Source organism: Streptomyces sp., assembly GCF_031178505.1.
GTDB lineage: Bacteria > Actinomycetota > Actinomycetes > Streptomycetales > Streptomycetaceae > Streptomyces > Streptomyces gulbargensis.
Window position 1 is genome coordinate 1 of record NZ_JAPSIW010000034.1, and the last position, 21,465, is coordinate 21,465.

Sequence of the window (21,465 nt, forward strand, 5' to 3'; positions counted from 1 at the left end):
GTGACCCATTCGTCCGCCCAGTTCCGGTGGGTGATCGGCAGGGCCGTCGTGCCCGCGATCACCGGCGGGGTCACCGGGCTCCCGCACGCGCAGGGGAAGACGGGCGCCGTGTACCCCTGGGTCCGCAGGCACTCCGAACAGCGCACCGCCACCGACTCAGCCACACCCAACCCCCTCGCGCTCCGTCCCATCGTCCACCCATCGCGGGCCCGGGGGGAGGGTGTTCGGCCACATCGGTCGTCCCGGCGTACGGACTTCTCTTGACGACCCCCGCGACCCCACCTACATTGCTTCCGTATAGCAGAACAGTATTTCCGCATTACGGAAACAAGCGTCGGAGCCTCCCGAGTCGAGAATCCCGCTTGCCTCCGCCCGGCCGAAGCAGGAGCACTCCCATGCCTCGTATGACCGCCGCCGCAGCGGCCGTTGAGATCCTCAAGCGCGAAGGCGTCACCAACGCGTTCGGCGTGCCCGGCGCGGCGATCAACCCCTTCTACCGCGAGCTCAAGAACGTGGGGGGCATCAGCCACACGCTCGCCCGCCACGTCGAGGGCGCCTCCCACATGGCCGAGGGCTACACCCGGGCCAAGGCCGGCAACATCGGTGTCTGCATCGGCACCTCCGGCCCGGCCGGCACCGACATGATCACCGGCCTCTACTCCGCCATCGCGGACTCGATCCCGATCCTCTGCATCACCGGCCAGGCTCCGGTCTCGAAGCTCCACAAGGAGGACTTCCAGGCCGTCGACATCGCCTCCATCGCCGGTCCGGTCACCAAGAAGGCCACCACCGTCCTGGAGGCCGCGCAGGTCCCCGGCGTCTTCCAGCAGGCCTTCCACCTGATGCGCTCCGGCCGCCCCGGCCCGGTCCTCATCGACCTGCCGATCGACGTCCAGCTGACCGAGATCGAGTTCGACCCGGAGACCTACGAGCCGCTGCCGGTCTACAAGCCGCAGGCCACCCGCGCCCAGGCCGAGAAGGCGCTGAGCTTCCTCCTGGAGTCCGAGCGCCCGCTGATCGTCGCCGGCGGCGGCATCATCAACGCCGACGCCTCCGACCTGCTCGTCGAGTTCGCCGAGCTGACCGGCATCCCGGTCATCTCCACCCTCATGGGCTGGGGCACCATCCCCGACGACCACGAGCTCGCCGCCGGCATGGTCGGCGTCCAGACCGCGCACCGCTACGGCAACGCGACCTTCCTGGAGTCGGACCTCGTCCTCGGCATCGGCAACCGCTGGGCCAACCGCCACACGGGCTACAACCTCGACGCGTACACCCAGGGCCGCAAGTTCGTCCACGTCGACATCGAGCCCACCCAGCTCGGCAAGATCTTCGCCCCGGACTACGGCATCGCCTCCGACGCCAAGGCCGCGCTCGAACTCTTCGTCGAGATCGCCAAGGAGTGGAAGGCCGGGGGCAAGCTCCCCGACTTCACCGCCTGGGCCGCCTCCGCGCAGGAGCGCAAGGCCACCCTCCAGCGCCGCACGCACTTCGAGAACATCCCGATGAAGCCGCAGCGCGTCTACGAGGAGATGAACAAGGCCTTCGGCCCGGAGACCCGTTACGTCACCACCATCGGTCTCTCACAGATCGCCGCCGCGCAGTTCCTGCACGTCTACAAGCCGCGCCACTGGATCAACTGCGGCCAGGCGGGCCCGCTCGGCTGGACCATCCCGGCCGCGATCGGCGTCGCCACCGCCGACCCGGAGACCCCGGTCGTCGCGCTCTCCGGCGACTACGACTTCCAGTTCATGATCGAGGAGCTGGCGGTCGCCGCCCAGCACAAGGTCCCCTACGTCCACGTCCTCGTGAACAACGCCTACCTCGGCCTGATCCGGCAGGCGCAGGGCGGCCTCGGCATCAACTTCGAGGTCAACCTGGAGTTCGAGAACATCAACACGCCGGAGATCGGCGTCTACGGCGTCGACCACGTCAAGGTCGCCGAGGGCCTCGGCGTCAAGGCGATCCGCGTCGAGGACCCGGAGAAGCTGGGCGAGGCCCTGGAGCAGGCCAAGAAGATGGCCGTCGAGTTCCAGGTCCCGGTCGTCGTCGAGGCGATCCTGGAGCGCATCACCAACATCGCGATGAGCAAGACGGTCGACATGAGCGACGTCACCGAGTTCGAGGAGCTCGCGACCGAGCCCGGCCACGCGCCGACCGCGATCAAGGCCCTCAAGGTCTGATCCGTAGGGGTCACGGCCCGCCGTACGGATCGGCGGGCCGCCGGGCCCCCGCCCCGAGGAGCACCGGGGCGGGGGCCCGGCTCTTCCCTCAGGCGCCCCGTCCTCAGGAGGCCCCGGTCCGCCCGGCCAGGCGCCCCGTCCTCAGGAGGCCCCGGTCCGCCCGGCCCGTACCAGAGCGGCGCCCGCCTCCGTCCACTCGTACAGGACCGACCGGCCCGCCCGGCTCCCGCGGACGAGCCCGGCGTCGCGCAGCACCTTCAGGTGCCGCCCCACCGAACCGAGGCCCTGCCCGGTGAGCGCCACCAGCTGACTGGTGGACTTCGGTGAGGCGAGCCGTACGAGAACCCCGGCGCGGGCCCCGCCGAGCAGCGCGCCCAGCGCGCGCGGCACCACCGTCCCCGTCGCGTCCGTCAGGGCGCCCGAGCAGGGGTAGACGACCGCGTACCGTTCGGAGCCCTCCCAGGAGACCCACCCCCGGGCCGGGGTGACGGGAACGAAGAGCAGTTGGCCGTCGTCGACCGAACGGGGCGGGTAGGCGCGGGGATTGACCTGGAGCCGGCCGTCACCCAGCCAGCGCGTCTTCCCGGGGCACAGCTCGTCGAGCGCCGCCGCCCAGCCGTCCCGCGCCAACCGCGCGGTCCGCGCCACCACATCGGCCTCCAGGATCCGGCGGCGACGCGGCCAGTCGGGCAGCACCGTCTCCCGCCACACCCACTCCAGGACGCCCGCCATCCGGCGCGGCAGATCGTCCGCCGAACGCAGCGGCTCGGGCACGGGACCGCCCACCGCGACCTCCAGCTGCTCCACCGCGCCCTCCGGCCCGGCATCCCGGACCGCCGTGACCTCCTCCTCGAAGGACCGCTCGCGTTCGCCCGTCGGGGTCGGCGTCAGGAAGTCGGCGTTCCAGGTCGGGCCGATGGCCGCCCGCACGAGGAGCCCGTCCAGCGGTTCCGCGGCGAGGCGCGCCCGGTACGCGGGCAGATGGGCGGTCAGCCAGTCCCGCTCACCCGGGTGGGCGGCGGCCGCCGCGTGCAGGGTCTTCAGGGCGGCGGTCGCCTCGGCGAGCGGAGAGACGACGAACCTGCTCGCCGCCAGCGCGTCCGTACCGATCCGCCACCAGCCCATGTTTCGCCTCCCCGCGAAACATTACCGGGGGCTCCGCGGTCCGGTGAGACTCCGCTCCATGCCCCGCTACCGTGACCTCTTCCGCACGCCGGAGTTCACCCCGCTCTTCCTCGGCGGCGCCGCCCACACCGCCGCCCAGACCGTGACCGGGCTCGGCCTCGCCACCCTCGTCCTCCGGGCGACCGGATCGCCGTTCCTGTCGGCCCTCGCCATGTTCGGCCCTTCGCTCGCCCAGCTCCTCGGCGCCACCACCCTGCTCTCCGCCGCGGACCGGCTGCCGCCGCGTACCGCCCTCACCGCCGTCGCCCTGGTCTTCGCGGGCGGCACCGCGCTCCAGGCGCTGCCCGGGCTGCCGGTGGGCGCCGTCTTCGCGCTCCTCCTCGTCCTGGGTGTGGTGGCCTCGCTCGGCGGGGGCGTCCGGTACGGGCTCCTCGCCGAGATCCTGCCGCGCGAGGACCTTCTGCTCGGCCGGTCGGTCCTGAACATGGCCGCAGGGTTCTTCCAGATCCTGGGATTCGCCACCGGTGGCCTGCTCATCGCCCTGCTCTCCCCGCGCGGCGCCGTCCTCGTCGGCGCGGCCTGCTACCTGCCGGCCGCCCTCTGCGCGCGGTTCGGCCTCGGCGACCGGCGGCCACGGGCCACCGGCCGGGTCTCGCCGGGCGAGACCTGGCGGACCAACGCCCGGCTGTGGTCCTCGCGTCCGCGCCGCCGGGTGTACCTGGCGCTGTGGGTGCCCAACGGCCTGATCGTCGGCTGCGAGTCCCTCTTCGTCCCGTACGACCCCGGGCACGCGGGGCTCCTGTTCGCCTGCGCCGCGTGCGGCATGCTGGCCGGGGACACCGTCGTCGGACGGTTCCTGCCGGCCGGGCGGCGCCGCTCGTTCGCGGCGCCGCTGCACGCGCTGCTGGCGGCCCCGTACCTCCTTTTCGCGCTCGGTCCCGGGCTGCCGCTCGCCGTCACGGCCGTGACCGTGTCCGCCGTCGGCTACAGCGCGAGCCTGCTCCACCAGGAGCGGCTGGCCGCCCTGGTCCCGACGGAACTGGTCGGCCACGCCTTCGGGTTGCACGCCTCCGGCATGCTCGCCCTCCAGGGGCTCGGCGCGGCACTCGCCGGAGCCGTCGCCCAGCTCACCACGCCGGCCACGGCGATCACCGTCCTCGCGGCGGCCTCCCTCGCCGTCACCCTGGCCCTGGTGCTCACCGAGGAGCCGTCGAGCGGACCACGACGGTCTCCTCGCACGGCCCGTCGGCGAACAGCTTCAGGGCCTCCAGCTCCGCCGCGTCGACGCTGAGGTCCCAGCGCAGCTTGGTGCCGACCCACTCGCCGACGTAGCGGCAGTAGGCGGCCTGCTCCCCGGGCACCCACCCGGCGGGGTCCCGGCCGGCCTTGTCCCTCTGACTGCGGGCGGTGACCGCGACCAGCGTGCCCGGCGCCCCCTGGTCGTTGGCGAAGCGCTCGCGGCGGGCCGCCGGCCAGGCGGACGCCCCGGACTCCCAGGCCTCCGCGAGCGGCACGAGGTGGTCGACGCGGAGCGCGGCCGGGTCGCGGACGCTCTGGCCGTCGTAGTACGAGACCCACCGGCCGCCCGTGAGGGCGCAGCCGGCGCCGACGGTGGGGGCGTCGGCGGCCTCGTCGAGGAGCACCTCGGCCCGGGTGTCGCAGCCGTCGGCCGCGTCCTCGCCCTTGTTCCAGTGCGGGAAGTGGGATTCCTTGAAGCCGCCCGGGGCCTCGGCGGCCTCGGTGAGCCGGCCCAGGGCGTCGGGGAGGAACAGCACGTCGGCGGAGAGGGCGGGGGAGGGGGCGGCGAGCGGGGAGAGGATCAGCGCGAGCGGGGCGAGACCGCGCGCCAGGTTCCTGACCGCGTACGGGTTCTTGATCACGGCAATGGGATAGCGCGCGCGGGGGCCCGAGGGGGCCGTTTCGCGGTGCGTTCCTCCGGCCGGGAACGGCACGTCACCGCAGAAACGATGCGCTGGACTCCCCGGGGACGTGAAAGAGCGCGGAACCAGGGACCGTAAACCTGGTTCCGCGCTCTCGTTCGTGACCGCCCGACGGCACGAGGCTGGCGCGACAGGACGTTCGCGCCGCCGGGCGGAGTCATGGGCCCCTCAAGGGGGCGGGGAGGGGGGAGGGCGTTGGGACCGCGGCGGTGCCGACGGACGTCCGGGCGGTTCCCCTTCCTTCAGGTCAAGAAGGGGGCCCGGGGTCCTGACCACCGCACTGGCTCGGCGCCGCCGCGGTCCTCACGCTGTCCGGTCCGCCGGCCACCCCTCATCCGGGCCGTCGGTCCGGACCGCGTACGGCACCGACCTCCCGTCGGGTGCCGTACGCAGCCTTGTGCCGCCTGGACGTCAGTCCTCGCGCAGGGCGTTGACCGCCTCGGCCACACGGCGGCCGTACTCGGGGTCGGCCGCGGCGAAGTGCGCGATGTTCTTCTCGATGACGTCCTCGCGGGAAACCTGGGACAGGCCGCCGGCGATGTTGGCGATCAGACGCTTCTTCTCGTCCTCGGACATCAGGCGGTAGAGCTCACCGGCCTGGAAGAAGTCGTCGTCCTTGGTGTGCTGCGGCGCCTCGTGGTTCCCGGTCCAGCCCTGGACGGCGAGCGGCGCCGAGAGCGGCGTGTCGGTCTGCGCCGGGCCCTGGTACGAGTTGGGCTCGTAGTTCTTGTCGTGACGCGAGCCGTAGCGGGTGGCCATGAGGCCGTCCCGGCCGTAGTTGTCCACCACGGCCGCCTTCGGGGCGTTGACCGGCAGCTGGGTGTGGTTGACGCCGAGGCGGTAGCGGTGGGCGTCGGCGTAGGCGAAGAGGCGGCCCTGGAGCATCTTGTCCGGCGAGGGGCCGATGCCCGGGACGAAGTTGTTCGGGGAGAACGCGGCCTGCTCGACCTCGGCGAAGATGTTGTCCGGGTTGCGGTCGAGGACCAGACGGCCCACGCGCTGCAGCGGGTAGTCCGCGTGCGGCCAGACCTTGGTGAGGTCGAAGGGGTTGAAGCGGTAGTCCGCGGCCTCGGCGGCCGGCATGACCTGGACGTACAGGGTCCAGGAGGGGTTCACGCCGCGCTCGATGGCCTGGAGCAGGTCCGTCTGGTGCGAGTTGGCGTCCTTGCCGACGAGCTCGGCGGCCTGCTCGGCGGAGAGGGAGCGGATGCCCTGGTTCGTCTTGAAGTGGTACTTGACGAAGAAGGCCTCGCCCGCCTCGTTGGTCCACTGGTAGGTGTGCGAGCCGTAGCCGTTCATGTGACGGTACGAGGCCGGGATGCCGCGGTCGCCCATGAGCCAGGTGATCTGGTGGGTGGCCTCGGGGGAGTGCGCCCAGAAGTCCCAGACGTTGTCCGGCTCCTGCTTGCCCGTGAAGGGGTCGCGCTTCTGGGAGTGGATGAAGTCGGGGAACTTGATCGGGTCCTTGATGAAGAACACCGGGGTGTTGTTGCCGACGAGGTCGTAGTTGCCCTCCTCGGTGTAGAACTTCACCGCGAAGCCGCGCGGGTCACGGACCGCGTCCGCGCCGCCGAGCGAGTCGGCCACGGTGGAGAAGCGCAGGAAGAGCTCGGTCTTCTTGCCGACCTCGGAGAGGAAGGCCGCCTTCGTCCAGGCGGTGACGTCGTCGGTCACCTCGAAGTGGCCGTACGCGCCGGAACCGCGGGCGTGCACCACGCGCTCCGGGATGCGCTCACGGTTGAAGCGCGCCAGCTTCTCCAGCAGGTGCTGGTCCTGCAGCAGGAGGGGGCCACCGACGCCGGCGGTGGCGGAGTTCTGGTTGTCGGCGACGGGGGCGCCGGACTCGGTCGTAAGCACGCGCTTCGACATCGTGACCTTCCGTACGGGAGCTGCACTGCTGGGTGAAGTGCTCTGGAGCGTAAGTACGCCCGGCAAACAACGTCAACAGTTTGTTGAAAATGAAGGCTGGTGTTCCGGACGGCGGCGGCGCCTGGGCGCGACAGGACAGGTGTCAGCGCCGCCGCCGCCCGGAAATCGTGGCCCCGCGAGGCGGGGGGCGGGGTCAGACCTGCCGGCCGGAGAGACGCTCGACGGCGCGCAGCAGGGCCGAGTGGTCCAGGCCGCCGTCGCCCTGCGCACGCAGGGAGGCGACGAGCTGGGCGACGACGGCACCGACCGGGAGGGCCGCGCCGACGTTGCGGGCGGCGTCGGTGACGATGCCCATGTCCTTGTGGTGCAGGTCGATCCGGAAGCCGGGCTTGAAGTCCCGGTTCAGGAAGTTGTCCTTCTTGCGGGTCAGCACGGTCGAGCCGGCCAGACCGCCGTTGAGGACGTCGAGGGCGGCGGCCAGGTCCACGCCGGACTTCTCCAGGAAGACCACGGCCTCGGCGCACGCCTGGATGTTGACGGCCACGATGAGCTGGTTGGCCGCCTTCACCGTCTGGCCGGAACCGTGCGGGCCGCACAGGACGATCGTCTTGCCGAGCGCCTGGAGGATCGGGAGGGCCTCGTCGAAGTCGGCCCGCTCGCCGCCGACCATGATGGACAGGACGGCCTCGATGGCGCCGGCCTCGCCGCCGGAGACGGGGGCGTCGATGACGCGGATCCCCTTCTCCTTGGCGTTCTTCGCCAGGTCGACCGAGGTCTGCGGGGTGATCGACGACATGTCGATGACCAGCGCGCCCTGCTTGGCGTTCTCCAGGATGCCCTCGGGGCCGTAGGCGATCGCCTCGACCTGCGGGGAGGCCGGCACCATGGTGATGACCACGTCGGCGTCCTTGACGGCCTCGGCGATCGAGCCGGCGGCCGTGCCGCCCGCGGCGGCGAGACGGTCCAGCTTGTCCTGCTCCAGGGTGTAGCCGGTGACCGAGTAGCCGGCCTTGATCAGGTTCTCGGACATGGGCGAGCCCATGATGCCGAGGCCGATCCAGGCGATCTTGGGAAGGTTGCTGCTCATGGGGAGGGTGCCTCTCGAAACAAGGTGGTACGGGGAGAAGTCCTGCGTCAGCGGGCGGCGCGGGCCTCGGCGGGGAGCCAGCCGAAGGAGGCGGCGGCGTCGGCGGCCTTGTACTCCAGGCCCACGAAGCCGTCGTAACCGGCCTTCCGCAGCTCGTCGAGCAGCTGCTCCAGGGGCAGTTCACCGGTCCCCGGGGCGCCGCGGCCCGGCATGTCGGCGATCTGGACGTGACCGGTCTTGTCCGCGTAGGCGGCGATGACCTGGGAGACGTCCTCGCCGTTCATGGCCAGGTGGTAGATGTCGAGCAGGAACTTGGCGTTGCCGAGCCCGGTGGCCTCGTTGACCTTGTCGACGATCTCGATCGCGGAGGGGGCGCTCACCAGCGGGTAGAGCGGCGACTCCGGCTTGTTGAGGGTCTCGATCAGGAGGATCGCGCCCACCCGGTCGGCGGCGCGGGCGGCCGTCACCAGGTTCTCCAGGGCCAGGGTGTCCTGGGTGGCGGGGTCCACGCCCTCGACGCGGTTGCCGTAGAGCGCGTTGAGCGCCTTGCAGCCGACCGAGGCGGCGAAGTCCGCCGCCACGTCGATGTTGGCGCGGAAGCGCTCCGACTCCTCGCCCGGCACCGAGACCGCGCCGCGGTCCGGGCCGGGAAGCTGTCCGGCGTAGAAGTTCAGCCCCACCAGCTGGGTCCCGGCGTCCTCAAGTGCCTTCTTGAGGGCGTCGAGCTCGCTCTGCTCGGGGGTGGCGGTGTCGATCCAGGGCCACCACAGCTCGACCGCCGTGAAGCCGGCCGCGGCGGCGGCCGCGGGGCGCTCCAGGAGCGGGAGTTCCGTGAAGAGGATCGACAGGTTCACATCGAAGCGCTGGTCCGTGAATCCCATGAGGGGTGCGCTCCTTCCGTATTGCGGAAGTAAGTTTCTGTCTGACGGAATGCTGCAAGGCGAGCGGCGTACTTGTCAAGAGGTCCCCGCAGGTCCGGGGCTGCCGCGGGCCGCGCCGGGCCCGTAGCGTGGGGGCATGGTGCGTTTGAGAGTGGAGTTCACGACCGAGCCGTTCGACCTCGACGAGGCGCCGGCGCACGCGGTCGTGGCCCGTGAGGTCATCCAGTCGGCCGACCTGGACGCCGTGGACGTCGGTCCCTTCGGCAACACGGCGGAGGGCCGGGGCGACGCGGTGCTCACCGCGGTGGACAGGCTGCTGCGCGAGTCCCTCGCGGCCGGGGCGACCCGGGTCTCGCTCCAGGTGAATGTGATCGGGGAGGGCGAGAAGTGACCGAACACCCCTTGGTCGTCGCGGTGAAGCCGCTGGCCGACGCCATGGGGGCCGAGCTGCTCGGCCCCGAGCGGGCGGAGGCGGACGACGTCGTCCTCTCCTGGGAGGGCGAGGAGGTGGTCGCCGTACGGCTGCCGCAGCTCTCGGAATCCCTCGATCACATCCTGGCGGCGATGGAACGGCGGCACGGGATGCCGCTGGCCGCGTTGGACCGCAAGGCCAAGCAGGAGGTGGTCCGGGTCCTGGAGGCGCGGGGTGCCTTCTCGGTGCGGCACGGAGTGGAGACGGTGGCCGGCGCCCTCGGGGTCAGCCGGTTCACCGTCTACAACTACCTGAACCGGGAGACCGCCCTGAACAGGGAAAAGGCCGCCCAGGACGGTTAGTTGATCACGTACGTCCACAAGCCGTCGTCCGGATGTCGGGACGACGGCTTTTGTGTGACCGAGTTTTCAACAAAGTGTTGACGTGCTGTTGCGGAGGGCGTTAGCTATCCGCAGCCCGTCCGACGCACAGCGAAAAACAGCCACGGAGGCTTCCCGTGACTTCAGGTACGACACCGGGCCTCGCCCGGTTCAACACCTCGGCGGACGGCGACGCCGTCGCCGCGCTCCACGAGGTGTGTTCCAGCTCGGCGTGGGGGAGCAAGATCCTCGCCCAGCGCCCCTTCCCCACCGCCGAAGCCCTCTTCCTCGCCAGTGACGCCGCCATGGCCGAGCTGACCGCCGAGGATCTGGCCGAGGCGATGGCGGGGCACCCGCCGATCGGTCGTCCGAAGGCCGGGGACCCGACCTCCTCCCGCGAACAGAGCGGGATGGCCGGCGCCTCCGCGGAACTCAAGGCCGAGATGCTCGAGCTCAACCTGGCCTACCAGGAGAAGTTCGGGCACGTCTTCCTCATCTGCGCCACCGGCAGGACCGGCGAGCAGATGCGCGACGCCATCCGGGAACGGATCGGGAACACGCCCGAGGAGGAGCGCGAGATCGTCCGCACCGAACTGGGCAAGATCAACCGCATCCGCCTGACCCGCCTCGTGGAGGAAGACACCGCATGAGCACCGACACCACGGCCTCCGTGTCCACACACATCCTGGACACCAGCATCGGCCGCCCCGCCGAGGGAGTGGCCGTCTCGCTCGCGGCCCGCGCCGGCTCCGACGCGGCGTGGACCGTGCTCGGCGGCTCCGCCACCGACGCGGACGGACGGTGCAAGGACCTCCCGGCCCTGCCGGAGGGCATCACCCACGTACGTCTCGACTTCGAGACCGAGGCGTACTTCCTGAGCAAGCAGAACAAGCAAGCCGAGGCGCAGCAGGACGCCCCCGCGAATCGGGACAGTGGTGCTGCGGTCGCGTTCTTCCCGGAGGTGGCGATCACGTTCGCCGTCGTGCCGGGGGAGCACTACCACGTACCACTGCTGCTCAACCCGTTCGGCTACTCCGTTTACCGAGGGAGCTAGCAGACATGCCCACGATTCTCGGCCAGAACCAGTACGGCAAAGCAGAGAACCGCGTCGTCAAGATCACGCGGGACGGCGCCACCCACCACATCAAGGACCTGAACGTCTCCGTCGCCCTCTCCGGCGACCTCGACGACGTCCACCTCACCGGCTCCAACGCCAACTGCCTCCCCACCGACACGACGAAGAACACCGTCTTCGCGTTCGCCAAGGAGTACGGCATCGAGTCCGCCGAGCAGTTCGGCATCCACCTCGCCCGCCACTTCGTGACGAGCCAGGAGCCGATCAAGCGCGCCCGGATCCGCATCGAGGAGTACGCCTGGGAGCGCATCGCCACCTCCGAGGCCAACTCCAAGTTCATCGGCGCCGACGAGGTGAACCACTCCTTCGTCCGCAAGGGCCAGGAGACCCGCGTCACCCAGATCACCTACGACGGCCAGAAGTGGGAGGTCATCTCCGGCCTCAAGGACCTGGTCGTCATGAACTCCACCAACTCGGAGTTCTGGGGCTACATCAAGGACAAGTACACCACCCTCCAGGAGGCGTACGACCGCATCCTGGCGACGCAGGTGTCCGGCCGCTGGCGGTTCAACTGGACCGACGACGACCAGCGCATGCCCAACTGGGAGCGGTCCTACGAGCAGACCAGGCGCCACATGCTCGAGGCCTTCGCGGAGACGTACTCGTACTCGCTCCAGCAGACGCTGTACCAGATGGCGACGCGCATCATCAACCACCGCTCGGAGATCGACGAGGTCCGCTTCTCGCTCCCGAACAAGCACCACTTCCTGGTCGACCTCGAGCCCTTCGGTCTGAAGAACGACAACGAGGTCTACTACGCCGCCGACCGCATGTACGGCCTCATCGAGGCCACGGTCCTGCGGGACGGCGCCACGGCGCAGATCCCGGTCGACATGACCAACCTCTAAGCGGCACTGAGTGAACCGGCCCCCGCCCGCCCGCAGCCGGGCGGGGGCCGGCACCAGACCGGAGGGAACATCCCATGGCACAGCCCGCACAGGGGCCGGCGCTCGCCGAAAGCCCGTGTTCCACCCCGCCGGACACCCAGCACCAGGTCCATCCGGTGGACGAAAAGCTCCCCGCCTCGCGGCTCGTCCCCGCGGCTCTCCAGCACATCGCCGCCATGTACGCCGGCGTGGTCACCCCTCCGCTCATCATCGGCCAGGCGGCCGGCCTGGACGCCGCCGGGATGACCCGGCTCATCGCGGCCGGCCTGCTCATCGCCGGCTGCGCGACCATCCTCCAGACCCTCGGCCTCGGACGCTTCGCCGGCAACCGGCTCCCGTTCGTCAACGCCGCCTCCTCCGCCGGCATCGCGCCGATGCTCGCCATCGCCGAGACCAGCGCCCCCGGGCACCAACTCCCCGCGATCTACGGCGCGGTGATGGTCGCCGGAGTCTTCTGCCTCGCCGTCGGACCCTTCTTCGGCAGACTCCTGCGCTTCTTCCCGCCGCTCGTCACCGGCGTGGTCATCACCCTCATCGGGGTCACCCTGATGCCCGTGCCCGTCAGCTGGGCCCAGGGCGGCGACCGCACCGCGGGCGACTTCGGCGCCATGAGGTTCCTGGCGCTCGCCGCCTTCACGCTCGTCGTCATCCTGCTCTTCCAGCGCTTCGGCAAGGGCTTCGTCAAGCAGATCGCCCTCCTGCTCGGCCTCTTCATCGGCACCCTGGCCGCGATCCCCTTCGGCATGGCGGACTTCAGCGCCCTGCGCGAGGCCCCGCTCGCCGCGCTGCCCGCCCCCTTCGCCTTCGGCGCCCCCGAGTTCCAGCCCGCCGCCATCCTCTCCCTCTGCATCGTCATGCTGGTCCTGATGACGGAGTCCAGCGCCGGCATGCTCGCCCTCGGAGAGATCTGCGACCGGCCCAGCGACGGCCGGACCATCACCCGCGGCCTGCGCACCGACGGCGTCGCCACGCTTCTCGGCCCCGTCTTCGGCGGCTTCCCGACCTCCGCCTTCGCGCAGAACGTCGGCGTCGTCTCGCTCACCCGGGTCCGCTCCCGGTACGTGGTCGCCGTCGCCGGCGGCGCCCTGCTCGTGCTCGGCGCCTTCCCCGTGCTCGGCGCGGTCGTCTCCATGGTGCCGATGCCCGTCCTCGGCGGCGCCGGCATCGTCCTCTTCGGCTCGATCGCGGTCAGCGGCATCCGTACCCTCTCCGAAGCCGGGCTCGACGACAGCTCCAACATCATCCTGGTGGCCGTCGCGCTCGGAGCGGGCATCATCCCGCTGGCCGCGCCCACCTTCTACGCCGGCTTCCCGGCCTGGGCGCAGACCGTGCTCGGCTCGGGCATCAGCGCGGGCGCGCTCGTCGCCGTCCTGCTGAACCTGTTCTTCCATCATCTCGGCACCCGGAGCCGCCAGGCGGCCCCGGCACTCAAATCCTCCTAGGGTCCTGCCGTGCCCACCCCACCCCAGAGGAATGAAGGAAGCACCGCCATGGCAGCACCTTCGGCAGCCCCCCAGCGGACCGTCATCGAGAACGCGGCGATCGCGACCGTCGACGCGCACGACACCGAGTACGCCTCCGGCCACCTCGTCGTCGCCGGCAACAAGATCGAGTCCATCGGCGCCGGACGGGCCCCCGAGGGCCTGGAGAACGTGGTCCGGCGGATCGACGCCACCGGCCACCTGGTCACGCCGGGCCTGATCAACACCCACCACCACTTCTACCAGTGGATCACCCGGGGCCTGGCGACCGACCACAACCTCTTCAACTGGCTGGTCGCGCTCTACCCGACGTGGGCGCGGATCGACGAGCCGATGGTGCGCGCCGCGGCCCGGGGCTCGCTCGCGATGATGGCGCGCGGCGGCGTCACCACCGCCATGGACCACCACTACGTGTACCCGGTGGGGTCCGGGGACCTGTCCGGCGCCATCATCGGCGCCGCCTCCGAGATGGGCGTCCGCTTCACCCTCGCCCGCGGTTCCATGGACCGCAGCGAGAAGGACGGCGGCCTGCCGCCGGACTTCGCCGTCGAGACGACCGAGGGCGCGCTCGCCGCGACCGAGGAGACGGTGAAGAAGTACCACGACGCCTCCTTCGACTCGATGACGCAGGTCGCCGTCGCCCCCTGCTCGCCCTTCTCCATCTCCACCGAACTGCTCCGTGAGGGCGCGGCCCTCGGCCGGCGCCTCGGCGTGCGGATGCACACCCACGGCTCGGAGACCGTGGAGGAGGAGAAGTTCTGCCACGAGCTGTTCGGCATGGGCCCCACGGACTACTTCGAGTCCACCGGCTTCCTCGGCGAGGACGTGTGGATGGCGCACTGCGTCCACATGAACGACTCCGACATCGCCGCCTTCGCCCGGACGAAGACCGGTGTGGCGCACTGCCCCTCGTCCAACGCGCGCCTCGCCGCCGGCATCGCCCGCGTCCCGGACATGCTGAAGGCGGGCGTCCCCGTCGGCCTCGGCGTCGACGGCACCGCCTCCAACGAGTCCGGCGAGCTCCACACCGAGCTGCGCAACGCGCTCCTCATCAACCGGCTCGGCGCGCACCGCGAGGCCGCGCTCAACGCCCGCCAGGCGCTGCGCCTCGGCACCTTCGGCGGTGCCCAGGTCCTCGGCCGCGCGGACAGCATCGGTTCGCTGGAGGCCGGAAAGCTCGCCGACTTCGTCCTCTGGAAGATCGACGGCCTCGCCCACTCCACGATCGCCGACCCGGTCACCGCCATCGTCTTCGGCGCGGCGGCTCCGGTCACCGCGTCCTTCGTCAACGGCAAGCAGATCGTCGAGAACGACCGCCTGCTCACGGTCGACGAGGACACCATCGCGCGCGAGGCGCGCACGGAGTCCCAGCGCCTGGCCCGCATCGCGGCCCAGGGCTGATCCTCCCCCAGGAGTCCGACCGGGGGGGACGGCCCCCGGTCGGTCGCCGCGGACCCGAGCGGGGTCCGCGGCAGCCGGTCCGGGGGGTGCCGTACGCAGAGTCGTACGGCACCTCCCGGGACGGTGACCCCGCGTCCGCACCCCCACCGGACATCCCGTCAGCGCGCCGGACCCCTCCGCCGGCGCGACCCGCACCGCCCCCGCAACGAGCCGCACCTCCTGCACCACGCACCGCACGCACCACCTCCCTGACACCCTCGTCGCCGCCGACGTGTAACCGACCGGAGGAACCGCCGTGGCCGCCAAGCCCCAGGTTCGCAATGTGCCAGACGCAGGCTCAGCCCCAGAAGACCGGACCAAGCACCCGGTCGACGAGACCCTGCCCCCCGTCAAGATGCTCACCAGCGGTCTCCAGCACGTGGCCGCGATGTACGCGGGCGTGGTGGCCCCGCCCCTGATCGTCGGAGCGGCCGTGGGCCTCTCCGGCACCGAACTGACGTTCCTCACCGGGGCCAGCCTCTTCACCGCGGGCCTCGCCACCTTCCTCCAGACGCTCGGCGTCTGGAAGATCGGTGCCCGTCTGCCGTTCGTCAACGGTGTCACCTTCGCCGGTGTCGCCCCCATGCTCGCGATCATCGACACCACCGAGGACAAGGCCGACGCCCTTCCGGTGATCTTCGGTGCGATCATCGTCGCCGGACTCATCGGCTTCGTCGCCGCGCCCTGGTTCTCCCGCCTCGTGCGGTTCTTCCCGCCGGTCGTGACCGGCAGCGTCATCACCCTCATCGGCGTCTCCCTCCTCCCGGTCGCCTTCGGCTGGGCGCAGGGGCCCGATCCCAAGGCGTCCGACTACGGCTCGATGACCTTCCTGTCGCTCGCCGGCATCACGCTCGTCGTGGTGCTGCTCCTGCGCCGGTTCACGCGCGGCTTCCTCAAGCAGATCGCCGTTCTCGTCGGCCTGGTCATCGGCACGCTGATCGCCATACCGTTCGGCGTCACCGACTTCTCGCCGGTCGCCGAGGCCGACATCGTCGGTTTCCCGTCCCCCTTCCACTTCGGCGCCCCCCAGTTCGCCGTCGCCGCGATCATCTCCATGTGCGTGGTCATGCTGGTCTCCATGACGGAGTCGACCGCCGACATGCTGGCGCTGGGCGAGATCGTGGACCGGCCCGCCGACGAGAAGACCATCGCGGCCGGACTGCGCGCCGACACCCTCGGCTCCGCCATCAGCCCGCTCTTCAACGGCTTCATGTGCAGCGCCTTCGCGCAGAACATCGGCCTGGTCGCCATGACCCGGATCCGCAGCCGCTTCGTCGTCGCCTGCGGTGGCGGCTTCCTGGTCCTGATGGGCCTCTCGCCGGTCGCCGCCTCGCTGATCTCGGTCGTGCCGCGACCGGTGCTCGGCGGCGCGGGCGTCGTCCTCTTCGGCTCGGTCGCCGCCAGCGGCATCCAGACCCTGGTCAAGGCCGGCCTGGAGAAGGACAACAACGTCCTGATCGTGGCCGTGTCGCTGGCCGTCGGCATCATCCCGATCACGAAGCCGGAGTTCTACCACTCCTTCCCGGAGACGGCGAAGATCATCCTGGACTCGGGCATCTCCACCGGCTGCGTCGCCGCCGTCCTGCTCAACGTGGTCTTCAACCACCTCGGCAGGCGCAAGGACGACGACCAGGTCACCGCGCCCATGGAGCCCGGCGAGGAGATCTCCGGGACCCGCGAGGCGAAGGCGGCGCACGTCCACTGAGCCCCGCCGCCCCCACCCCGCCCCCGACCGCCCCGGTCCCCGCGCACGCCGCGGAGGCCGGGGCCGTGGTGCTGATCAACCCCAACACCTCCACCGCCACGACCGCGATGATGACCGGCCTCGCCCGGCGGGCCCTGGGGCCGGACCGCCCCGTCCGGGGCGTCACCGTCCGCCGCGGACCCGCCGTGCTCACCGATCCCGAGGCCCTGCGCGCCGCCGCGCCGCAGGTCCTCGCCGCCGGCCTCCGGGCCACGGCCGGCGGCGACTGCGCCGGGCTCCTCGTCGCCGCCTTCGGCGACCCGGGCCTCGACCTGCTGCGCGCGGCGGCCCCCGTCCCCGTGGTGGGCATCGGCGAGGCGGCCCTGCGGGAGGCCGCCACCGACGGCACCCCGTTCGGCATCGCCACCACCACCCCGCTCCTCGCCGACGTGATCACCGCGCGCGTCACCGCCCTCGGCCTCGCCGACCGGTGCACCGGGCTGCGCCTCACCGCGGGCAGCCCGGAGCGGCTCTCCGCCGACCCGGCCCTGCTGCTCGACCGCCTGGAACGGGCGGTGCGCGCCTGCGCCGAACGGGACGGCGCCCGGGCCGTCGTCATCGGCGGAGGTCCGCTCGGCGAGGCGGCCGAGCGCCTGCGCCCCCACGTCCCGGTCCGCCTGGTGGCCCCGATCCCCGCCGCCTGCCGCGCGATCACGGCGATGTCGACCCGCCTCTGAACCCCTCCGGATGCCACGCGAGCCTCCTCACCGCTCCAGAGCGATGCGGCGGCGGCACTCCCGCGCCAGAGCCGGGTACGCCGCGCCGATGGCCTCGTACAGGCGCCGGTTCAGGAGCCTCCGGGCCTCCCCGCGCGCCCCGTCCCCGTACAGGCCGTCGAGCAGCGACTCGTACCGGGACAGGGCGTGCCGCAGATAGCTCACCTGCCAGCGGACCAGCGCCCCGGGGCCCGGGGCGGCGCCGGCCGGGGCGCGGACGGCCAGCAGACGGCGGTGGCGCACCGCCCGCCGTTCCAGCTCCGGGCCCGGCAGCCGGGGAACCTCGATCGGCGCCGCGCCGATGGCGGCGAGCACGGCGGCCCGGCGCCGGTCGGCGAGCGCCACCGAGGCCGCCGAACCCGCCCCGGCGACGGCCGCCGCGCCGGCGAACTCCGGTGTCCGCTCCACCGCCTCCACCCGGGCCAGCAGGTACAGCCGTACCGGCGTGAGCGAGAAGCGGCGTGGGTCGCGCCCCTGCACGTCCGGGGCGCCCAGCAGCTCCCGCACCATCGCGTCGGTCCAGCCCCGCCGCCGTACCCCGGCCTGGCTCACATAGGTCGTACGATCCGTCACCGCTCCCCCTCGATCGATTACTCAGAGTGACGATTCCAGTGAAGCGCACGCCACTGACAACGGCCCCCTTGCCCCGCCCCACCCCCTCGTGGGATATAGGTCCAGACCATTCCGACGGATGGAGGCCGGCCCGTGCGACGCCCGCTAGCCACAAGCCTGTTGACGCCCCTGGCACCGCTCCTCGCCCTCGTGCTCACCGCCTGCTCCGGCCCCGCCGCCCCGCCGCCGGACACCCGCGCCCCCATCGCCCCCACCGGCCTCACCGCCACCTCGGGCAGCGCCACCACCGTCCACGTCATGTGGAGCGCGGCCACCGACGACCGCGCCGTCACCGGCTACGTGGTGCACCGCGACGGCCGCCCCGTGAAGGAGCTGCCCGGCACCTCCCTCATGACCGACGTCGTCGGCCTCACCCCCGCCACCCGCCACACGTTCACCGTCCACGCCCGCGACGCCGCCGGAAACGTCTCCCCGCCCAGCGCCACCGTCTCCGTCACCACCCTCCGCGCCGCCGCCGAGGACCGCACGCCCCCCACCGCCCCCGCCTCCCTGCGCGCCGCCGCCGACGGCTCCGGCGCCGCCGTCCTCACCTGGGCACCGGCCCGCGACGACACCCGCGTCACCGCCTACGACGTCCACCAGGCCGATGTCCGGATCCACACCGCCCCCGGCACCGTCACCACCGCGCGCGTCACCGGCCTGCGCCCCGGCACCGCCTACTCCTTCACCGTCCGCGCCCGCGACGCCGCCGAGAACACCTCGGCCGACAGCCCGCACGCCGACCTCACCACCGCCCCCGCCCCCGGCGCACCCGCCAACACCGCCCCCACCGGCCTCACCGCCACCTCCGCCCGCGGCGCGGTCACCCTCACCTGGACCCCGCCCCGCACCGGCCGCCCCGTCACCCACCACGAACTCCACCTCGACGGCCGCTTCGCCACCACCATCGTCTGGGGCGCCGCACCGCCCGCCGGCCGCGCCACCTACACCTTCACCGTCCAGGACCCCCCGGGCACCCGCCACACCCTCACCCTGCGCGCCCGCCTCCCCGACGGCACCTGGGGCGACTTCTCCGCACCCCGGACCGTGGTGGTGCGATGACCCTGCGCAGGCGCGCGGGCGCACCCCGGACCTACCCTGGGAGCGTGGCCGAGACCGTTCTCACCAACACCGGACTCGACAGGTTCCTCGCCCTCCTCGACGGGAAGCCCGAGCACCGCGAGCCCGCCTTCGCCCGTGCCGCCGAGGCGGTCCTGGGCCTGCTGGCCCTGCGCGGCGCCGACCGCACGAGCGGACTGCCCGAACCGACGCCCGCCCTCGTCCGGCAGCTCCTCGTGGAGGACCTGCCCACCTTCGTGTACGCGGCACCCGGCGAGCTCGCCGCCTACCCGGCCGTCCTCGGCGAACTGGCCGGACGGTTCGACGAGGAGCTGCGCGAACGCATCGCCGCCGCCGTCGACGAGTGCGCCCCCGACTTCGAGCGCGCCATGCGCGACCCGGGCAACCTCACCTGGCACCGCTGGTACGCCTCCCTCCTGCGGTCCTGCGGCGCCGACCTCACCGACCCGGAGGACGTCCGGGGCCGGCTCGGCTCGCTCGACGGCGCGCCCCTGCCCGACGGGGCGCGCCGCGCCGACCTGATGGCCCGCACCGCCCTCGCCGACGTCCTCCTCTCCGAGGCCCTCACCCGGGCGTACGTCCGGGACGCCGGGGCGCCCCCGCCCGCCGGCCCGCTCCTCGACGACCACACCGTCGCGGCCGGAATCGGCGGAGTGGCCGCCGCGCTCCTCGACCGGTGGACGGCGGCCGGTCTCGCCGAACAGCTCGCCGGACCCTACGCCCGGTTCGCGCCCGGCCCCGACGCCTTCCCCCATCTGGCCCTGGCCGACGCCCTTCTGGGGGAGCACCTCGACTACTACGGCGACCCCGAGATCCCCGTCCCCCCGCCGCCCGCGATCGAACCCGGCCCGGTCGAGGAGGACGCCGACGCCCTCACCGCCGCCGTGGAAAACCTGGCGCGAAGCGGCCCGGGAGTCCTCGGGAGCGAGGCCCCGCACCTGCTGTACGTGAGCTACCAGCGCGGCAGCACCCCGGAGTCCGTCGCCCGCAAGGCCGCCGAGTACGAGGACTGGTCCGTCGACCCGGCGCTGGAGGACCTGCCGGTCACCGTGCCGGACGAGGCCCCCGCCGCGTACCGCACCCCGCCCCTGCCCGAGCTCGTGCGGCTCCTCGGCCTCCCCGCGCCGAGCGAGGCCGACCGGGCCCGGCTCGACGGCCCGGCCCACGACCTGGCCGCCGTCGTCGACCGGCTCGCCGTCACCGGACTGGTCTTCCGCACCGGTGACGCCTTCGGGCTCACCCCGCGCGGGGCGGGGGCCGTCCGCTACCTCCTGGGGGTGCGCGGCGTCGCCGCGCCCGACGCCGCCGAGACCGCCGGGTGGAGCGCGCGGGCCCTGGTCGCCGCGGCCGCCGGCTGGCCCGCGCCCGCCGCCGCGCGCGTACTCGCCGACTGGCTCCACGCGCGCGTGGACACCGCACACGCCTGGTCCGAGCTGCTCTCCGCGCTCGGCACCGTCCACGCCGGCACCCCGGACGCCGCCGCCGTACGCGGCCTGTTCGGGCTCCTCGACACGGGCACCGCCCCGGCCGACGCCCTGCGCGGCATCCTCGGCGACCCGGTCGTCGGCGCCCGCGCGTACGAGGCGCTGCGCGCCCGCGGCGAGCCGGCCGAGCATCTGCGGGTGCCCACCTCGGCGAAGGCGCTGCGGGTCCTGGACCACCTGCCCGGCAAGAAGGGCCCCCTGGAGTCGCGGCGCGCCGCCTTCGACGCGGCGGCGGCCGCCTGGCCGGGCGGCTCGGCCGCTCTGGTCCGGGCGATGGCCGAGGCGGACCGCCCCACCGCCGAGCGGGTCCTCGGCCCCCTCGGGATCAGCCTGCCGTGAGGTACATGCCCGAGGCCCCGGCACCCGCCGTGTTGCGGCAGCTGTGGTTTCCGGTGGGTGTGGCGTGGATCAGGGCCAGACAGCGGCCGAGGGCCTGCTGTCCGTAGAAGCTGGGGTGCATCGACTCCTGCACGAGGCCCTGGGTGCTCTGGCTGTCGATCCACCGCGCCCATTCGCTCGTGGCGGCCGAGGGCGGCGCCGTCGAGGTGACCTGACGGCTCGCCTTCGCGCACACCTCCCGGCCCTGCAGGGCGTCCCGCAGGTCCATGAACTGCACGCCCTTGGCGACCGCGACCTGCTTCAGGCGGCCGGCGATCTGCGGCACGAGGGAGTCGCGGGCCCAGTCCGAGTCGGCGTTCCAGAAGGGGCAGCCGCCGGTGTCGGTGCGCGCCCAGCCGCTCTCGGCGTACCGGTTCTCCGCGGCGCGGGGGATCGGGGAGGGGTACGACTGGAGCACGATCCGGTAGTCGGAGGCGGCGTAGCCGGCGCCGGTCATGACCGCCCGGATCTCGTCGACGGACCGTCCGACGTCCGCCATCACCCCGTCGATCTTCGCGTCGACCTCGGCCTGCTGGTCGTCGTGGCAGTAGGAGTACCAGACGATGTAGTCGGTCGCGCAGGTGCTGATGATGTCGGCGAAGCCCAGGTCGTTGCCGCCGATGGAGAGCGC

Annotated in this window: 19 protein-coding genes and 1 pseudogene; 13 read left to right on the forward strand and 7 right to left on the reverse strand. The window is 72.4% G+C overall.

Going from position 1 to position 21,465, the window contains the following annotated elements; genetic code table 11:
• The first annotated feature begins 395 nt into the window (after nucleotides 1–395).
• On the forward strand, nucleotides 396–2,183 hold the full coding sequence (gene gcl, locus RIF68_RS05115; RefSeq protein WP_309049913.1) for a glyoxylate carboligase: 1,788 nt from the start codon (nucleotides 396–398) through the stop codon (nucleotides 2,181–2,183).
• Between the two features lie 141 nt (nucleotides 2,184–2,324).
• Here the strand turns inward: gcl and RIF68_RS05120 are convergent, their stop codons facing one another.
• On the reverse strand, nucleotides 2,325–3,308 hold the full coding sequence (locus tag RIF68_RS05120) for an ArsR family transcriptional regulator (RefSeq protein WP_309049914.1): 984 nt from the start codon (nucleotides 3,306–3,308) through the stop codon (nucleotides 2,325–2,327).
• Nucleotides 3,309–3,366: 58 nt separating this feature from the next.
• Here RIF68_RS05120 and RIF68_RS05125 point away from each other — a divergent pair, with 58 nt between their 5' ends.
• Nucleotides 3,367–4,599 carry an MFS transporter gene (locus RIF68_RS05125; protein WP_309049915.1) on the forward strand — a complete coding sequence of 411 codons (1,233 nt, stop codon included), beginning with the start codon at nucleotides 3,367–3,369 and terminating at the stop codon, nucleotides 4,597–4,599.
• Here RIF68_RS05125 and RIF68_RS05130 read toward each other — a convergent pair.
• The 4 genes from RIF68_RS05130 to RIF68_RS05145 all read right to left on the reverse strand — a co-directional run bounded on the left by RIF68_RS05130 (nucleotide 4,505) and on the right by RIF68_RS05145 (nucleotide 9,085).
• Nucleotides 4,505–5,188, reverse strand: coding sequence for an HNH endonuclease family protein (locus tag RIF68_RS05130; RefSeq protein WP_309049916.1), 684 nt, complete (start codon nucleotides 5,186–5,188; stop codon nucleotides 4,505–4,507). The genes RIF68_RS05125 and RIF68_RS05130 overlap by 95 nt on opposite strands.
• A 471-nt stretch (nucleotides 5,189–5,659) precedes the next feature.
• Nucleotides 5,660–7,117: a catalase gene (locus tag RIF68_RS05135; RefSeq protein WP_309049917.1), complete on the reverse strand. Its 1,458-nt coding sequence runs from the start codon at nucleotides 7,115–7,117 to the stop codon at nucleotides 5,660–5,662.
• 193 nt (nucleotides 7,118–7,310) lie between these two features.
• A complete protein-coding gene (locus RIF68_RS05140; RefSeq protein WP_309049918.1) occupies nucleotides 7,311–8,204 on the reverse strand; it encodes a 2-hydroxy-3-oxopropionate reductase in 894 nt (297 codons plus the stop codon).
• A 47-nt stretch (nucleotides 8,205–8,251) separates the two neighbouring features.
• Complete coding sequence (locus RIF68_RS05145) at nucleotides 8,252–9,085, reverse strand: TIM barrel protein (RefSeq protein WP_309049919.1); 834 nt, start codon at nucleotides 9,083–9,085, stop codon at nucleotides 8,252–8,254.
• A 139-nt stretch (nucleotides 9,086–9,224) separates the two neighbouring features.
• Here RIF68_RS05145 and RIF68_RS05150 point away from each other — a divergent pair, with 139 nt between their 5' ends.
• The 9 genes from RIF68_RS05150 to RIF68_RS05190 all read left to right on the forward strand — a co-directional run bounded on the left by RIF68_RS05150 (nucleotide 9,225) and on the right by RIF68_RS05190 (nucleotide 17,241).
• Complete coding sequence (locus tag RIF68_RS05150; RefSeq protein WP_309049929.1) at nucleotides 9,225–9,476, forward strand: hypothetical protein; 252 nt, start codon at nucleotides 9,225–9,227, stop codon at nucleotides 9,474–9,476.
• Between the two features lie 44 nt (nucleotides 9,477–9,520).
• Nucleotides 9,521–9,859, forward strand: a complete 339-nt coding sequence (locus RIF68_RS05155) for a helix-turn-helix domain-containing protein (protein ID WP_309049930.1) — start codon at nucleotides 9,521–9,523, stop codon at nucleotides 9,857–9,859.
• A 155-nt stretch (nucleotides 9,860–10,014) separates the two neighbouring features.
• Nucleotides 10,015–10,527 carry a 2-oxo-4-hydroxy-4-carboxy-5-ureidoimidazoline decarboxylase gene (uraD, locus tag RIF68_RS05160; protein ID WP_309049920.1) on the forward strand — a complete coding sequence of 171 codons (513 nt, stop codon included), beginning with the start codon at nucleotides 10,015–10,017 and terminating at the stop codon, nucleotides 10,525–10,527.
• Entirely contained in the window at nucleotides 10,524–10,931 is a 408-nt protein-coding gene (gene uraH / locus RIF68_RS05165) for a hydroxyisourate hydrolase (protein ID WP_309049921.1), read from the forward strand. Before uraD ends, uraH begins: the two co-directional genes overlap by 4 nt.
• Nucleotides 10,932–10,936: 5 nt before the next feature.
• Nucleotides 10,937–11,860: a factor-independent urate hydroxylase gene (pucL, locus tag RIF68_RS05170; RefSeq protein WP_309049922.1), complete on the forward strand. Its 924-nt coding sequence runs from the start codon at nucleotides 10,937–10,939 to the stop codon at nucleotides 11,858–11,860.
• Nucleotides 11,861–11,934: 74 nt separating this feature from the next.
• Complete coding sequence (locus tag RIF68_RS05175; protein ID WP_309049923.1) at nucleotides 11,935–13,341, forward strand: nucleobase:cation symporter-2 family protein; 1,407 nt, start codon at nucleotides 11,935–11,937, stop codon at nucleotides 13,339–13,341.
• A gap of 48 nt (nucleotides 13,342–13,389) precedes the next feature.
• A complete protein-coding gene (locus tag RIF68_RS05180) occupies nucleotides 13,390–14,781 on the forward strand; it encodes an 8-oxoguanine deaminase (RefSeq protein ID WP_309049924.1) in 1,392 nt (463 codons plus the stop codon).
• 394 nt (nucleotides 14,782–15,175) lie between these two features.
• Nucleotides 15,176–16,525 carry a nucleobase:cation symporter-2 family protein gene (locus RIF68_RS05185; RefSeq protein ID WP_309049931.1) on the forward strand — a complete coding sequence of 450 codons (1,350 nt, stop codon included), beginning with the start codon at nucleotides 15,176–15,178 and terminating at the stop codon, nucleotides 16,523–16,525.
• Between the two features lie 65 nt (nucleotides 16,526–16,590).
• Nucleotides 16,591–17,241: an aspartate/glutamate racemase family protein gene (locus RIF68_RS05190; RefSeq protein ID WP_309049925.1), complete on the forward strand. Its 651-nt coding sequence runs from the start codon at nucleotides 16,591–16,593 to the stop codon at nucleotides 17,239–17,241.
• A gap of 27 nt (nucleotides 17,242–17,268) precedes the next feature.
• On the opposite strand, the gene RIF68_RS05195 is transcribed toward RIF68_RS05190, so the two are convergent.
• Nucleotides 17,269–17,853 (reverse strand): hypothetical protein, encoded by a 585-nt coding sequence (locus RIF68_RS05195; RefSeq protein ID WP_309049926.1) that lies wholly within the window; start codon nucleotides 17,851–17,853, stop codon nucleotides 17,269–17,271.
• A 156-nt stretch (nucleotides 17,854–18,009) separates the two neighbouring features.
• Here RIF68_RS05195 and RIF68_RS05200 point away from each other — a divergent pair, with 156 nt between their 5' ends.
• Both RIF68_RS05200 and RIF68_RS05205 read left to right on the forward strand, forming a co-directional pair.
• A complete protein-coding gene (locus tag RIF68_RS05200) occupies nucleotides 18,010–18,954 on the forward strand; it encodes a fibronectin type III domain-containing protein (RefSeq protein ID WP_375165673.1) in 945 nt (314 codons plus the stop codon).
• A 44-nt stretch (nucleotides 18,955–18,998) separates the two neighbouring features.
• Nucleotides 18,999–20,795 carry a hypothetical protein gene (locus tag RIF68_RS05205; RefSeq protein ID WP_309049928.1) on the forward strand — a complete coding sequence of 599 codons (1,797 nt, stop codon included), beginning with the start codon at nucleotides 18,999–19,001 and terminating at the stop codon, nucleotides 20,793–20,795.
• On the opposite strand, the pseudogene RIF68_RS05210 reads toward RIF68_RS05205, so the two are convergent.
• A pseudogene (locus RIF68_RS05210) lies at nucleotides 20,782–21,465 on the reverse strand (hypothetical protein); the annotation flags it as partial. The gene RIF68_RS05205 and the pseudogene RIF68_RS05210 overlap by 14 nt on opposite strands.